We start from the raw sequence: 16,816 nt of genomic DNA on the forward strand, positions 1-16,816 counted from the left end.
TATAGAAGAGAACATTTACCTCAGGTAACGCCCCAAAAGGGGCATCCTTGACGTCGCGGGGCATTGTAGCGAAAACGTTTGCGCGATGCTCGCCTAAATTTATTACCGGCTGCAGATGTGGATAACTTTGTGTGTAACCGGGTATAAGGTGGGGTTTTGCTGTGGAATGCAGCGAACGATTGTTTTTATTGAATTTAGCGGTTGCGCGTGCCGAACAACTCCCTATAATGCGCCTCCATCGACACGGCACAACGACTTACGGAATGCGGTGTAGACAGGAAGCTTCGTTAAGAACTTCCGCCGGAGAAAAACGCTGAAAAAAGTGTTTGACTCTGAAGGAGGAAAGCGTAATATACGCCACCTCGCGACAGCAGGCCGAACGCCGCGTCGCACCGCTCTTTAACAATTTATCAGACAATCTGTGTGGGCACTCGCAGGATTGATATCAGCGTCTCCGGACGTAAAAAATATCAAGTCTTTGCTGAGTGAACACGTAATTCATTACGAAGTTTAATTCACAGAGCATCGCTGCACTCGTTGCAGCAAATCAAACTTTAAATTGAAGAGTTTGATCATGGCTCAGATTGAACGCTGGCGGCAGGCCTAACACATGCAAGTCGAACGGCAGCACAGAAGAGCTTGCTCTTTGGGTGGCGAGTGGCGGACGGGTGAGTAATGTCTGGGAAACTGCCCGATGGAGGGGGATAACTACTGGAAACGGTAGCTAATACCGCATAACGTCGCAAGACCAAAGTGGGGGACCTTCGGGCCTCACACCATCGGATGTGCCCAGATGGGATTAGCTAGTAGGTGGGGTAATGGCTCACCTAGGCGACGATCCCTAGCTGGTCTGAGAGGATGACCAGCCACACTGGAACTGAGACACGGTCCAGACTCCTACGGGAGGCAGCAGTGGGGAATATTGCACAATGGGCGCAAGCCTGATGCAGCCATGCCGCGTGTATGAAGAAGGCCTTCGGGTTGTAAAGTACTTTCAGCGGGGAGGAAGGCGGTGAGGTTAATAACCTCGCCGATTGACGTTACCCGCAGAAGAAGCACCGGCTAACTCCGTGCCAGCAGCCGCGGTAATACGGAGGGTGCAAGCGTTAATCGGAATTACTGGGCGTAAAGCGCACGCAGGCGGTCTGTTAAGTCAGATGTGAAATCCCCGGGCTTAACCTGGGAACTGCATTTGAAACTGGCAGGCTTGAGTCTCGTAGAGGGGGGTAGAATTCCAGGTGTAGCGGTGAAATGCGTAGAGATCTGGAGGAATACCGGTGGCGAAGGCGGCCCCCTGGACGAAGACTGACGCTCAGGTGCGAAAGCGTGGGGAGCAAACAGGATTAGATACCCTGGTAGTCCACGCCGTAAACGATGTCGACTTGGAGGTTGTGCCCTTGAGGCGTGGCTTCCGGAGCTAACGCGTTAAGTCGACCGCCTGGGGAGTACGGCCGCAAGGTTAAAACTCAAATGAATTGACGGGGGCCCGCACAAGCGGTGGAGCATGTGGTTTAATTCGATGCAACGCGAAGAACCTTACCTGGCCTTGACATCCAGAGAACTTAGCAGAGATGCTTTGGTGCCTTCGGGAACTCTGAGACAGGTGCTGCATGGCTGTCGTCAGCTCGTGTTGTGAAATGTTGGGTTAAGTCCCGCAACGAGCGCAACCCTTATCCTTTGTTGCCAGCGGCTCGGCCGGGAACTCAAAGGAGACTGCCGGTGATAAACCGGAGGAAGGTGGGGATGACGTCAAGTCATCATGGCCCTTACGGCCAGGGCTACACACGTGCTACAATGGCGCATACAAAGAGAAGCGACCTCGCGAGAGCAAGCGGACCTCATAAAGTGCGTCGTAGTCCGGATTGGAGTCTGCAACTCGACTCCATGAAGTCGGAATCGCTAGTAATCGTAGATCAGAATGCTACGGTGAATACGTTCCCGGGCCTTGTACACACCGCCCGTCACACCATGGGAGTGGGTTGCAAAAGAAGTAGGTAGCTTAACCTTCGGGAGGGCGCTTACCACTTTGTGATTCATGACTGGGGTGAAGTCGTAACAAGGTAACCGTAGGGGAACCTGCGGTTGGATCACCTCCTTACCTGAAGATACCTTCCCGCGAAGTGCTCACACAGATTGTCTGATAGAAAAGTAATGAGCAAAGCGTCTTACGAAAGAGACTTCAGTGTCCCCTTCGTCTAGAGGCCTAGGACACCGCCCTTTCACGGCGGTAACAGGGGTTCGAATCCCCTAGGGGACGCCACTTGCTGGTAATGAGTGAAAGGCGTTACCGATAATACTTCAGAGTGTGCTGATTAAGCATGCTGCGAAGTATTTGCTCTTTAACAATCCGGAACAAGCTGAAAATTGAAACGACACGTCGTTTTCATTCTCCGTAATAAGAATGAAATTTACGATGTGTTCGAGTCTCTCAAATTTTCACACCCCATGTGGAATGCAGGAATCAACAAGCATGGAAAAAGGCAAGGCGCATCGGCGCACAGCCAGCGGAGCGTACTGACGTACGTGAGCATGGCGAGCACCGCTGCAACGCAGCATTTTTCCAGCGCAGTGATTCCGGACATGAAACGTCTGTGGGTTGTGAGGTTAAGCGACTAAGCGTACACGGTGGATGCCCTGGCAGTCAGAGGCGATGAAGGACGTGCTAATCTGCGAAAAGCGACGGTAAGGTGATATGAACCGCTACAGCCGTCGATGTCCGAATGGGGAAACCCGGTGCACTCTGTGCATCATCGTTTGATGAATACATAGTCAAACGAGGCGAACCGGGGGAACTGAAACATCTAAGTACCCCGAGGAAAAGAAATCAACCGAGATTCCCCCAGTAGCGGCGAGCGAACGGGGAGCAGCCCAGGACCTGAATCAGCTTGTGCATCAGTGGAAGCGTCTGGAAAGTCGCGCGATACCGGGTGACAGCCCCGTACACGAAGATGCACAGGTTGTGAGTCCGACGAGTAGGGCGGGACACGTGGTATCCTGTCTGAACATGGGGGGACCATCCTCCAAGGCTAAATACTCCTGACTGACCGATAGTGAACCAGTACCGTGAGGGAAAGGCGAAAAGAACCCCGGCGAGGGGAGTGAAACAGAACCTGAAACCGTGTACGTACAAGCAGTGGGAGCACCTTCAGGGTGTGACTGCGTACCTTTTGTATAATGGGTCAGCGACTTATATTCTGTAGCAAGGTTAACCGCATAGGGGAGCCGAAGGGAAACCGAGTCTTAATTGGGCGTTAAGTTGCAGGGTATAGACCCGAAACCCGGTGATCTAGCCATGGGCAGGTTGAAGGTTGGGTAACACTAACTGGAGGACCGAACCGACTAATGTTGAAAAATTAGCGGATGACTTGTGGCTGGGGGTGAAAGGCCAATCAAACCGGGAGATAGCTGGTTCTCCCCGAAAGCTATTTAGGTAGCGCCTCGTGAACTCATCTCCGGGGGTAGAGCACTGTTTCGGCTAGGGGGCCATCCCGGCTTACCAACCCGATGCAAACTGCGAATACCGGAGAATGTTATCACGGGAGACACACGGCGGGTGCTAACGTCCGTCGTGAAGAGGGAAACAACCCAGACCGCCAGCTAAGGTCCCAAAGTCATGGTTAAGTGGGAAACGATGTGGGAAGGCACAGACAGCCAGGATGTTGGCTTAGAAGCAGCCATCATTTAAAGAAAGCGTAATAGCTCACTGGTCGAGTCGGCCTGCGCGGAAGATGTAACGGGGCTAAACCATGCACCGAAGCTGCGGCAGCGACACTATGTGTTGTTGGGTAGGGGAGCGTTCTGTAAGCCGCTGAAGGTGTGCTGTGAGGCATGCTGGAGGTATCAGAAGTGCGAATGCTGACATAAGTAACGATAAAGCGGGTGAAAAGCCCGCTCGCCGGAAGACCAAGGGTTCCTGTCCAACGTTAATCGGGGCAGGGTGAGTCGACCCCTAAGGCGAGGCTGAAAAGCGTAGTCGATGGGAAACAGGTTAATATTCCTGTACTTGGTGTTACTGCGAAGGGGGGACGGAGAAGGCTAGGTTATCCGGGCGACGGTTGTCCCGGTTTAAGCGTGCAGGTGTGAAGACCAGGCAAATCCGGTCTTCTTTAACACTGAGGCGTGATGACGAGCCGCTACGGCGGTGAAGTAACTGATGCCCTGCTTCCAGGAAAAGCCTCTAAGCTCCAGGTAACACGAAATCGTACCCCAAACCGACACAGGTGGTCAGGTAGAGAATACCAAGGCGCTTGAGAGAACTCGGGTGAAGGAACTAGGCAAAATGGTGCCGTAACTTCGGGAGAAGGCACGCTGGCGCGTAGGTGAAGGGACTTGCTCCCGGAGCCGAGGCCAGTCGAAGATACCAGCTGGCTGCAACTGTTTATTAAAAACACAGCACTGTGCAAACACGAAAGTGGACGTATACGGTGTGACGCCTGCCCGGTGCCGGAAGGTTAATTGATGGGGTTATCCGCAAGGAGAAGCTCTTGATCGAAGCCCCGGTAAACGGCGGCCGTAACTATAACGGTCCTAAGGTAGCGAAATTCCTTGTCGGGTAAGTTCCGACCTGCACGAATGGCGTAATGATGGCCAGGCTGTCTCCACCCGAGACTCAGTGAAATTGAAATCGCTGTGAAGATGCAGTGTACCCGCGGCAAGACGGAAAGACCCCGTGAACCTTTACTATAGCTTGACACTGAACATTGAGCCTTGATGTGTAGGATAGGTGGGAGGCTTTGAAGCGTGGACGCCAGTCTGCGTGGAGCCAACCTTGAAATACCACCCTTTAATGTTTGATGTTCTAACGTAGGCCCGTAATCCGGGCTGCGGACAGTGTCTGGTGGGTAGTTTGACTGGGGCGGTCTCCTCCCAAAGCGTAACGGAGGAGCACGAAGGTTGGCTAATCCTGGTCGGACATCAGGAGGTTAGTGCAATGGCATAAGCCAGCTTGACTGCGAGAGTGACGGCTCGAGCAGGTGCGAAAGCAGGTCATAGTGATCCGGTGGTTCTGAATGGAAGGGCCATCGCTCAACGGATAAAAGGTACTCCGGGGATAACAGGCTGATACCGCCCAAGAGTTCATATCGACGGCGGTGTTTGGCACCTCGATGTCGGCTCATCACATCCTGGGGCTGAAGTAGGTCCCAAGGGTACGGCTGTTCGCCGTTTAAAGTGGTACGCGAGCTGGGTTTAGAACGTCGTGAGACAGTTCGGTCCCTATCTGCCGTGGGCGCTGGAGAATTGAGGGGGGTTGCTCCTAGTACGAGAGGACCGGAGTGAACGCACCGCTGGTGTTCGGGTTGTCATGCCAATGGCACTGCCCGGTAGCTAAGTGCGGAAGAGATAAGTGCTGAAAGCATCTAAGCACGAAACTTGCCCCGAGATGAGTTCTCCCTGACCCCTTGAGGGTCCTGAAGGGACGTTGAAGACGACGACGTTGATAGGCCGGGTGTGTAAGCGCAGCGATGCGTTGAGCTAACCGGTACTAATGACCCGTGAGGCTTAACCTTACAACGCCAGAGGCGTTTTGGTCCGAGAGACCGAAAGAATTTTCAGCTTGTGACGGAAAAATTAGCGGAAACGAAAGATTTTGCGCTGAGGCAAGGCGCCGGACGAGACGGTACGAGGGAGCATACAGAAGTATGTGACTGAGTAGCGCGAGGACGGGCAACGCGGCATCAGTGAAAAAGATTCGTTTCGCGCACAAAGAATTTGCCTGGCGGCAACAGCGCGGTGGTCCCACCTGACCCCATGCCGAACTCAGAAGTGAAACGCCGTAGCGCCGATGGTAGTGTGGGGCCTCCCCATGCGAGAGTAGGGAACTGCCAGGCATCAAACCAGTAAAGAAGCCCCGGACGAGAGTCCGGGGCTTTTTTACGTCCGTACTCCGGCAAATTTCCCGCTAAAAACCCTTCCATAACGACTTATTTAATCCTGAAAAAATTCTAACGCACTTTTTTCCCGACCTCATTCCTGCTGCTCACCGCGCGGCGCTCGGGGCTATTGCCGCTCAATGCTGAAACATTTTCATAAACCGCATGAAGACTCGACATCCAGCGACAGCCAGGCTAATCTCGGGCATCTGGATGTCTAAACGTTTATATGGTTATCAGCAAGAGGTCAGCAGGTTATGCCAATCAGGATCCCCGACGAATTACCGGCAGTGAATTTTTTGCGTAATGAGAATGTCTTTGTCATGACTTCATCGCGCGCCAGTGTTCAGGAGATTCGTCCGCTTAAAGTGTTGATCCTTAACCTGATGCCTAAGAAAATTGAAACCGAAAACCAGTTTCTGCGCCTGCTCTCTAACTCGCCGCTGCAGATCGATGTTCAGCTGTTACGCATCGACAGCCGCGAGTCGCGCAACACGCCAAGCGAGCATCTGAACAACTTCTACTGCAACTTCGACGATATCGCTAACGATAACTTTGATGGCCTGATTGTCACTGGCGCGCCGCTGGGGCTGGTTGATTTCAATGATGTTGCCTACTGGCCACAGATTCAGCGTGTGCTGCACTGGGCGAAAGAGCACGTCACTTCTACGCTGTTCGTTTGCTGGGCGGTGCAGGCGGCGCTTAACATCCTGTATGGCATTCCTAAACAGACGCGACAGAACAAGCTGTCTGGCGTCTATGAGCATCAGATCCTTCATCCGCACGCGCTGCTGACGCGCGGATTTGATGACAACTTCCTCGCGCCGCATTCACGCTATGCTGATTTCCCCAGCCAGCTGATCCGTGACTACACCGATCTTGAGCTGTTTGCCGAATCGGAAAGCACCGGTGCCTATCTGATGGCGAGTAAAGACAAACGCCTGGCCTTTGTTACCGGCCATCCGGAATATGACGCTCTTACGCTGTCGGGTGAGTACCATCGGGACTACGAAGCCGGCCTGCACCCTGAGGTGCCGTTCAACTACTTCCCGCAGGACAATCCGGAATTGCCGCCGCGCGCCACCTGGCGTAGCCACGGCAACCTGCTGTTCTCCAACTGGCTCAACTACTACGTCTACCAGATTACGCCATTCGATCTGCGTCACATGAATCCAACGCTCGAGTAAAACGCCTGCTAAAAGCGCGTTTAAACCTGCCGTGACAGCCGCGTGTTATCGCGGCTTTTTTTTGCCTTTTTTCTATGATGGAACGTATTGCCTTTATTTCGTGAGATTAAATTACAGTTAAATCAGATAAATAAAATCAAATAAACAATAAAATGGAAATAGTTTTTGAAATTAAAATAAAAATGATTATGCTCTGATCTTGCCGGTTAAAAAACACCCTACAGCCCGATCCTGTCGTTAGAAAAAGGATCAAACCAGGAGGCAGCCCGCATGACAGACACGGTTATCAGCCCGACACTGACCTTTAGCCAGCCCTTTACCCACGCGGAGAAGCAGCTGCTGACGCCCGAAGCCATTGATTTCCTGCACTCGCTGGTAGTGCGCTTTGCACCCGAGCGCGAGCGTCTGCTGAAAGCGCGTCAGCAGCGCCAGCAGCGCTACGATCAGGGGGCGTTGCCAGACTTCGATTCGGAAACCGCTTCCATTCGGCAAAGTGACTGGCAGGTGAGGCCCATTCCTCAGCTACTGCGCGATCGCCGCGTCGAAATCACCGGTCCGCCAGATCGCAAAATGGTGATCAACGCGCTGAACGCTAACGTCAAAGTGTTCATGGCCGATTTTGAGGATTCTCTGGCACCGACCTGGCAAAAACTGCTTGATGGCCAGCTGGCGCTGCGCGATGCGGTTAACGGCACGCTGAGCTTCACCAGCGAAAACGGCAAGATCTACCAGTTACGATCCGATCCGGCGCTGCTGATGTGCCGGGTTCGCGGCTTACATCTGGATGAGAAGCATGTTGAGTGGCGCGATCGGGCCATTCCCGGCGGGTTATTCGACTTTGCGCTCTATCTGTTTCACAACGTCACCGCGCTGCTGGATAAGGGCCACGGTCCGTGGTTCTATCTGCCGAAAACCGAGCATGCGGCGGAAGTGGCATGGTGGCGGGAAATCTTCCGCTTCAGTGAAGATCGTTTCGATCTGCCGCGCGGCACCATCAAAGCCACGGTATTGATCGAGACGTTGCCCGCGGTATTCCAGATGGATGAGATCCTGTGGGAACTGCGCGATCACGTGGTTGGCCTCAACTGTGGTCGCTGGGATTACATCTTCAGCTACATCAAAACGCTGGGCCAGCATGGTGACCGCATTCTGCCGGATCGTCAGCAGATCAGCATGGACCAGCCGTTCCTCGAGGCTTATTCGCGCCTGCTGATCAAAACCTGTCACCGGCGCGGTGCGCTGGCGATGGGCGGCATGTCGGCGCTCATCCCGGCCAAAGACACTGAACGCAACGCCTGGGTGATGCAGAAAGTGCAGGAGGACAAAGCACGTGAAGCGGGCAACGGCCATGACGGTACCTGGGTCGCGCATCCAGGCCTGGCGGATATCGCCATGGCAGAGTTTGACCGTCAGCTGGGCGATCGCCCCAATCAGCTGCACGTCAGTCGTGAACAGGATACGCCGATCACCGCCGAGCGCCTGCTGCGCCCGTGCCGTGGTCAGCGCACCGAAGCCGGGATGCGCGCCAACATCCGCGTTGCGCTGCAATATCTGGAAGCGTGGATCAGCGGCAATGGCTGCGTGCCTATTGATGGGCTGATGGAGGATGCCGCTACCGCGGAGATTGCCCGCACCTCCATCTGGCAGTGGATTCACCACAAGCAAATCCTCAGCGATGGTCAGCTGGTGACCGCCGCGCTGTTCGAACAGTTTCTTGATGAAGAGCTGGCGGCCCTGCGCCACAGCCTGGGTGACACGCGCTTTGACGCCGGTCGCTATGAAGATGCGGCTGCGCTGATGGCGCAAATCACCACCGACGAACAACTGGTTCCTTTCCTCACCCTGCCGGGCTACCGCCTGCTGCCCTGACTCTGGAGATACTGCTATGTCAAATCGTACCCAACAGATCGCTCAACTGGAAAACAGCTGGCTGGCATCACGCTGGCAGGGCATTACCCGTCCTTACAGTGCCGAAGAGGTCATTAACCTGCGCGGCTCCGTCAATCCCGCCTGCACGCTGGCGGATCGCGGCGCGAGAAAGCTGTGGGCACTCCTGAATGGTGAGGCGCGCAAAGGCTATATCAACAGCCTCGGTGCCCTGACCGGCGGGCAGGCGGTGCAGCAGGCGAAAGCCGGCATTGAGGCGATTTATCTCTCCGGCTGGCAGGTGGCGGCCGATGCAAACCTGGCCGGGCAGATGTATCCGGACCAGTCGCTGTACCCGGTCAATTCGGTGCCAAACGTGGTGGAACGTATTAACCAAAGTTTTCAGCGCGCCGATCAAATCCAGTGGGCGAGCGGGCTGTCGCCGGACGATGACGGCTTTATCGATTACTACCTGCCGATTGTCGCCGATGCGGAAGCCGGATTTGGTGGGGTTCTCAATGCTTTTGAGCTGATGAAAGCGATGATTCAGGCCGGTGCCGGCGCGGTGCACTTTGAAGATCAGCTGGCGGCGGTGAAGAAGTGCGGGCACATGGGCGGCAAAGTTCTGGTGCCGACGCAGGAAGCGATTCAGAAACTGGTGGCGGCGCGGCTGGCGGCCGATGTGATGGATGTGCCCACGGTGCTGATTGCGCGCACCGATGCCGACGCTGCCGATCTGATTACCTCCGATTGCGACGAGCGCGATGCGCCGTTTATTACCGGTGAACGAACCGCTGAAGGCTTCTTCCGCACCCATGCCGGTATCGAACAGGCGATAGCCCGCGGCCTGGCGTATGCGCCGTATGCCGATGTGCTGTGGTGCGAAACTTCCACGCCGGATCTGGCGCTGGCGCAGCGCTTCGCCGAGGCGATTCACGCGCAGTATCCCGGCAAGCTGCTGGCTTACAACTGCTCGCCTTCGTTTAACTGGAAGAAGAATCTCGACGATCGCACCATTGCCCGCTTCCAGCAGGCGCTGAGCGAAATGGGCTACCGCTTTCAGTTCATCACCCTGGCGGGTATCCACAGCATGTGGTTCAACATGTTCGACCTCGCGCACGCTTATGCGCAGGGCGAAGGCATGCGCCACTACGTGGAAAAGGTGCAGCAGCCGGAATTTGCCGCACGCGAACGCGGCTATACCTTCTCTGCACATCAGCAGGAAGTGGGCACCGGTTATTTTGATCGCATCACCACGGTGATTCAGGGTGGCAGCTCGTCGGTTACCGCGCTGACCGGCTCCACCGAAGCCGCACAGTTCTGATCAGCGTACTCGCGGTGCGCAGCATGGCGCACCGCTTCACTGGCTCACGCTTGCCGGAGATTGCCGATGTCACCGAGAGAATCCCTTATCGCCCACACGATTCTGCAGGGTTTTGATGCGCAGTACGGTCGCTTTCTCGATATTACCGCAGGCGCGCAGCAGCGCTTTGAACAGGCGGACTGGCAGGCGGTGCAGCAGGCGATGAAAGCGCGTATCCATTTGTACGATCATCACGTCGGGCTGGTCGCCAATCAGTTGCGCATCCTCAACGAGATGGCCGACTGGGATGACGCCTTCTGGCTGCGGGTGAAAAGCCATTATGCCACACTGCTGCCGGGCTATCCGCGTCATGAAATTGCCGAAAGCTTTTTTAATTCTGTCTATTGTCGCTTGCTGGGGCACAGCCACTTACTGCCTGAGCGGCTGTTTATCCTGCCGTCACAGCCGTACGCGCCCGCGCCGCCGGCGCAGCGACCGCTGTCGCGCCTGTACCGGCCGCAGCACAGCTGGCATGAGACGCTGCGTCAGGTATTGAATGACATTCCGTTGCGGCTGACGTGGCAGGATCAGACGCGCGACATCGGCTGGATTGTGCGTCACCTGCACGAGCAGTTCAGCGCGGCACAGCTGGCCCATGCCACGCTGGATGTCGCCAGCGAGCTGTTTTATCGCAACAAAACCGCCTGGATTGTGGCGCGGCTACAGCTGAGCGCGGGCGAAATCGTGCCGTGTCTGCTGCCGATTCAGCGCGATGATGCCGGCCGGTTGTGGATTGATACCTGTCTCACTGACAGCAATGATGCCAGCATCGTGTTTGGCTTCGCCCGCGCCTACTTTATGGTGTACGCGCCGGTGCCGGCCGCGCTGGTGGCCTGGCTGCAGCCAATTTTGCCGGGCAAAACCCTCGCCGAGCGCTACATGGCGATTGGCTGCCAGAAACATGGTAAAACCGAATGCTACCGCGAATATCTGGATTACCTGGCGCACAGTCAGGAAGCGTTCACTATCGCACCCGGCGTGCGCGGAATGGTGATGCTGGTATTCACGCTGCCCGGTTTTGATCGGGTATTTAAGGTGATTAAAGATCGCTTCGCGCCGCAAAAAGAGGTGACGGATGCGCAGGTGCGCGCCTGTTACCGGCTGGTCAAAGAGCACGACCGCGTCGGGCGCATGGCCGACACCCAGGAGTTTGAGCATTTCGCCATCCCGCGCGCGCGTATTCCGGCGGCGCTGATGGCGGAGTTTGAGCGCGAGATCCCGGAAAAAATCGAGCTACGCGATGACGTCGTGATCATCCGCCACTTATGGCTGGAGCGTCGTATGCAGCCGCTTAACCTGTGGTTAATGCAGGCGACGCCGGAACAGCGCCAGCACGCCATTGAGGAGTACGGCGATGCGATTTGTCAGCTGGCGGCGGCCAATATCTTCCCCGGCGATATGCTGTTTAAAAACTTCGGCATGACGCGCCATGGCCGCGTGGTGTTTTACGACTATGATGAAATCCGCCCGATGACCGAGCTGGTGTTCCGCGATGTTCCGGCGGCGCGTTACGAAGAGGATGAGCTGCAGGCCGAGCCGTGGTACAGCGTCGGGCCGGATGATGTGTTTCCGGAAACCTTCCGTTACGCGCTGTGCAGCGAACCGGCGACCGGAAAATTGCTGCAGGCGCTGCATCCGCAGTTGTTCGATCCCGGCTGGTGGCGCGCACTGCAGGCGCGGATCCGTGCCGGGCATATTGAAGAGGTGATGGCGTGGCGCGCCGGACAGCGTTTCAGCGCGCGCTACGCGTCAGTGGCCGCCTAGCGGCCGGCATAGCTCAGCGTCACCTGCTTCGCCGCGCGGATCACCAGCGCCCCGAGTTCGGTAATGCGGTCGTCGGTCATACGCGCCAGCGGGCCGGAGATGGAGATGGCGGCAAACGGTTCGCCGTGTTCATCATAAATCGGTGCCGCCACACAGCGCAGGCCGAGCGCGTGCTCCTCGTCGTCGTGCGAAAAACCCATCTTACGGATCAGCGCCAGATTCTCCTTCAGGCTATGCGGCGACATCAGGGTTTTCGGCGTGTAGTGATGCAATCCCTTCTGATGCAGCAGGGCGGTGACCTGATCATCGCTGAGGTGAGCGAGAAACGCTTTGCCGGCACCGGACGCATGCATCGGCAACTTGCCGCCAATCGGCGCTGACATGCGCATCAGCTGGGTGCACTGTACCTGGTCAATAATCACCGCCTGATAATCACTGAGATCCAGCACCGCCAGATTCACGGTTTCGCCGGCTTCTTCCATCAGCCGGCGCAGAATCGGGTGCACGATCGCCAGCAGATTGCGGCTCTGCAGAAAACTGCTGCCGACCACAAAGGCATGAGCGCCAATGGTCCATAAACCGAGGTCGCCCACCTGATGCACAAATCCCTGCTGCTGCATGGTGGTCAGCAGGCGATGAGTGGTGGAGTTGGGAAGCCCGGCCTGTTGCGCCAGCTCGGTCAGCGCCACGCTACCGTGTGATTCGGCAATCAGCTCCAGCAAACGCAGCCCGCGCGTCAGAGATTGTACCTGGCCGCCGGCAGGGGCACTGGCCGCCGGAGCCGTACGGGGTTTTTTGCCGCGTTTCGCGGGCGCAGGGGTTACCATAACATCTCCACAGTCATTGCAGGTATGGAAACCATTTTCGTTTTTAATGGTATGAATGCAAACGCTGGCTGACTGGTCGGATCTGCTGGTCACTTTGCCGCCGGTGGTCGCAAACGGGTGACTTTTGCTCATTTGAAAGTTGTGCCAGTATGACTGGCTGGCATTTAGCCAGCGTAATGACGTGGATGGGGCAAGAGTGAGCAATAAAACCGCAACGCTACAGCAGCAGCTGGCACAACGCATCATGATTCTGGACGGTGGCATGGGCACCATGATCCAGAGTTACAAACTGGATGAGCAGGATTTTCGCGGCAGCCGCTTCGCTGACTGGTCGTGCGATGTGAAAGGCAATAATGACCTGCTGGTGCTGAGTAAGCCGGACGTCATTCGCGAAATCCACGATGCTTACCTGGCGGCTGGCGCGGATATTCTCGAAACCAACACCTTCAACGCCACCCCGATTGCCATGGCCGACTATGAAATGGCCGCGCTGTCGGCGGAGATCAACTTCGAAGCGGCGAAACTGGCGCGCGCCTGCGCCGACGCGTGGACGGCAAAAACGCCCGACCGCCCGCGCTACGTTGCTGGCGTGCTCGGCCCGACCAACCGCACCTGCTCGATCTCGCCAGACGTCAACGATCCCGCGTTTCGTAACATCACCTTCAATCAGCTGGTGGACGCCTACCGCGAATCGACCCATGCGCTGATTAGCGGCGGTGCTGACATCATTATGATCGAAACGGTGTTCGATACCCTGAATGCCAAAGCGGCGATCTATGCGGTACAGAGCGAGATGGAAGCGATGGGCGTGACGCTGCCGCTGATGATCTCCGGCACCATTACCGATGCGTCAGGCCGCACGCTCTCCGGCCAGACCACGGAAGGATTCTACAACTCACTGCGCCACGCGGAGCCGCTGTCGTTCGGCCTCAACTGCGCGCTTGGTCCGGACGAACTGCGCCAGTATGTGCAGGAGCTGTCGCGTATTGCCGAAGGCTATGTCAGCGCCCACCCTAACGCCGGTCTGCCGAATGCCTTCGGCGAATATGACCTTGATGCGGCGACGATGGCGGCGCAGATTGGCGAGTGGGCGCGCGCCGGTTTCCTCAACATTATCGGTGGCTGCTGTGGCACCACGCCGCAGCACATTGCGGCGATGGCGGCAGCGGTCGAGGGCGTGCCACCGCGCCCGCTGCCGGAAATAGCCGTCGCCTGCCGTTTGTCTGGCCTCGAACCGCTCAATATTCAGGCCGATTCACTGTTCGTCAACGTGGGTGAGCGCACTAACGTGACCGGCTCGGCCAAATTTAAACGCCTGATTAAAGAAGAGAAGTACAACGAAGCGCTGGACGTGGCGCGCCAGCAGGTGGAAAACGGCGCGCAGATTATCGATATCAATATGGATGAAGGCATGCTGGACGCGGAAGCGGCCATGGTGCGCTTTCTCAACCTGATTGCCGGTGAGCCGGATATTGCGCGCGTGCCGATCATGATCGACTCCTCGAAATGGGAGGTGATTGAGAAAGGTCTGCAGTGCATTCAGGGCAAAGGCATCGTCAACTCCATCTCAATGAAAGAGGGCATCGAGCCGTTTATTGCACACGCGCGCAAAGTGCGGCGCTACGGCGCGGCGGTGGTAGTGATGGCATTCGACGAAGTGGGTCAGGCGGACACCCGCGCGCGCAAAATTGAGATCTGCCGCCGCGCCTACCACATCCTCACCGAAGAGGTTGGTTTCCCGCCGGAAGACATCATTTTCGACCCCAATATCTTTGCCGTGGCTACCGGCATCGAAGAGCACAACAACTACGCGATGGATTTCATCGGTGCCTGTGAAGACATCAAACGCGAACTGCCGCATGCGATGATCTCCGGCGGCGTCTCCAACGTGTCGTTCTCGTTCCGCGGTAACGAACCGGTGCGTGAGGCGATTCACGCGGTGTTCCTCTACTACGCCATCCGCAACGGTATGGACATGGGCATCGTCAACGCCGGTCAGCTGGCAATTTATGACGATCTGCCGGCGGAGCTGCGCGATGCGGTTGAGGACGTGATCCTCAACCGGCGCGACGATGGCACCGAGCGACTGCTGGCGCTGGCGGAGAAGTATCGCGGCAACAAAGGCGAGGGTGAGCAGGACAAGCAGCAGGCCGAATGGCGCAGCTGGGACGTGGTGAAGCGGCTGGAATATTCGCTGGTGAAAGGCATCACCGAATTTATCGAGCAGGACACCGAAGAGGCGCGCCAGGCTGCGGCACGGCCGATTGAAGTCATTGAAGGGCCGCTGATGTCCGGCATGAATGTGGTCGGCGATCTGTTTGGCGAGGGCAAAATGTTCCTGCCGCAGGTGGTGAAATCGGCGCGCGTGATGAAGCAGGCGGTGGCTTACCTCGAACCCTTTATCCAGGCGAGCAAAGAGGCCGGCCGCAGCAACGGTAAAATCGTGCTGGCGACGGTAAAGGGCGACGTGCACGACATCGGCAAAAACATTGTTGGCGTGGTGCTGCAGTGTAACAACTACGAAATCATCGACCTGGGCGTGATGGTGCCGGGCGACAAAATCCTGAAAACCGCGCGTGAGGAAAACGCCGACATCATCGGACTTTCCGGCCTGATTACCCCGTCGCTCGACGAGATGGTGAACGTGGCGAAAGAGATGGAGCGCCAGGGCTTTACGCTGCCGCTGCTGATTGGCGGGGCCACCACCTCGAAAGCGCACACGGCGGTGAAGATTGAGCAGAATTACAGCGGCCCGACGGTCTATGTGCAGAACGCCTCGCGCACCGTCGGCGTGGTCTCTTCGCTGCTGTCGCCCACGCTGAAAGAGGCGTTTGTGGCGCGCACGCGTAAGGAGTACGAGACCGTGCGGATTCAGCACGCGCGTAAAAAGCCGCGCACGCCGCCGGTCACGCTACAGGCCGCGCGCGATAATCATTACGTCATTGACTGGCAACGCTACACGCCACCGGTGGCGCATCGTACCGGCGTCAGCGCAGTGGAGGCCAGTATCGATACGCTGCGCAACTACATTGACTGGACGCCGTTTTTTATGACCTGGTCGCTGGCCGGCAAATATCCGCGTATCCTGGAAGATGGGGTGGTGGGCGAAGAAGCCACGCGGCTGTTTGCCGATGCCAATGCGATGCTGGATAACCTCAGCGCGCAGGGTACGCTCAGGCCGCGCGGCGTGGTCGGTATTTTCCCGGCTAACCGGGTTGGCGACGACATTGAAATCTACCGTGACGAGACCCGGCACGAAGTGCTGTGCGTCAGCCATCATTTACGTCAGCAAACGGAAAAAACCGACTTCGCTAACTACTGTCTGGCGGACTTCGTGGCGCCGAAATCCAGTGGTAAAGCGGATTATCTCGGCGCGTTTGCCGTCACCGGCGGGCTGGAGGAGGATGCGCTGGCGGCGGCGTTCGACCAGCAGCACGATGATTACAACAAAATCATGGTGAAAGCGGTGGCGGATCGCCTGGCGGAGGCGTTTGCCGAATACCTGCATGAGCGCGTGCGTAAGGTGATCTGGGGCTATGCCGCCCATGAAAATCTCAGCAACGACGAGCTGATTCGCGAAAATTACCAGGGCATTCGTCCGGCGCCGGGCTATCCGGCCTGTCCGGAACACACCGAGAAGGCACAAATCTGGCAGCTGCTGGATGTGGAGCATCACACCGGCATGAAGCTGACCGAATCTTTTGCCATGTGGCCCGGTGCCGCGGTGTCCGGCTGGTATTTTAGTCATCCGGAGAGTAAGTATTTCGCCGTGGCGCAGATTCAGCGCGATCAGGTGGAAGATTACGCGGCGCGTAAAGGCATGAGCGTCAGCGACGTGGAGCGCTGGCTGGCACCGAATTTAGGCTACGACGCGGATTGATGAATTGCCGGCGCAGAGCGCGCGCAATCAAATGTGCCATATTGTTTGCGCAATAAATT

Annotated in this window: 6 protein-coding genes, 1 tRNA gene and 3 rRNA genes; 9 read left to right on the forward strand and 1 reads right to left on the reverse strand. The window is 56.8% G+C overall.

Going from position 1 to position 16,816, the window contains the following annotated elements; translation table 11 throughout:
- Window positions 1-556: 556 nt before the first annotated feature.
- The 8 genes from KOL70_RS13760 to aceK all read left to right on the forward strand — a co-directional run bounded on the left by KOL70_RS13760 (window position 557) and on the right by aceK (window position 12,050).
- Window positions 557-2,098 (forward strand): 16S ribosomal RNA (locus KOL70_RS13760).
- Between the two features lie 86 nt (window positions 2,099-2,184).
- Window positions 2,185-2,260 (forward strand) — tRNA-Glu (locus KOL70_RS13765).
- 342 nt (window positions 2,261-2,602) lie between these two features.
- A 23S ribosomal RNA gene (locus KOL70_RS13770) occupies window positions 2,603-5,507 on the forward strand.
- 205 nt (window positions 5,508-5,712) lie between these two features.
- Window positions 5,713-5,828 (forward strand): 5S ribosomal RNA (gene rrf / locus KOL70_RS13775).
- The 16S, 23S and 5S rRNA genes sit together here with 1 tRNA gene alongside, the layout of an rRNA operon.
- Window positions 5,829-6,127: 299 nt before the next feature.
- Entirely contained in the window at window positions 6,128-7,057 is a 930-nt protein-coding gene (metA, locus tag KOL70_RS13780) for a homoserine O-succinyltransferase (RefSeq protein WP_031279798.1), read from the forward strand.
- Between the two features lie 270 nt (window positions 7,058-7,327).
- Window positions 7,328-8,926 (forward strand): malate synthase A, encoded by a 1,599-nt coding sequence (aceB, locus tag KOL70_RS13785; RefSeq protein WP_104093892.1) that lies wholly within the window; start codon window positions 7,328-7,330, stop codon window positions 8,924-8,926.
- Between the two features lie 16 nt (window positions 8,927-8,942).
- Complete coding sequence (gene aceA, locus KOL70_RS13790; RefSeq protein WP_132465673.1) at window positions 8,943-10,247, forward strand: isocitrate lyase; 1,305 nt, start codon at window positions 8,943-8,945, stop codon at window positions 10,245-10,247.
- A 66-nt stretch (window positions 10,248-10,313) separates the two neighbouring features.
- Window positions 10,314-12,050 (forward strand): bifunctional isocitrate dehydrogenase kinase/phosphatase, encoded by a 1,737-nt coding sequence (gene aceK, locus KOL70_RS13795; RefSeq protein ID WP_058780913.1) that lies wholly within the window; start codon window positions 10,314-10,316, stop codon window positions 12,048-12,050.
- On the opposite strand, the gene iclR is transcribed toward aceK, so the two are convergent.
- A complete protein-coding gene (gene iclR, locus KOL70_RS13800) occupies window positions 12,047-12,877 on the reverse strand; it encodes a glyoxylate bypass operon transcriptional repressor IclR (protein WP_215480790.1) in 831 nt (276 codons plus the stop codon). The two genes, aceK and iclR, sit on opposite strands and share 4 nt — an antisense overlap.
- Before the next feature lie 196 nt (window positions 12,878-13,073).
- Here iclR and metH point away from each other — a divergent pair, with 196 nt between their 5' ends.
- Entirely contained in the window at window positions 13,074-16,757 is a 3,684-nt protein-coding gene (metH, locus tag KOL70_RS13805; RefSeq protein WP_215480791.1) for a methionine synthase, read from the forward strand.
- The last annotated feature ends 59 nt before the right edge of the window (window positions 16,758-16,816 follow it).

This window comes from Pantoea sp. B270, assembly GCF_018726825.1.
Lineage (GTDB): Bacteria > Pseudomonadota > Gammaproteobacteria > Enterobacterales > Enterobacteriaceae > Pantoea > Pantoea dispersa.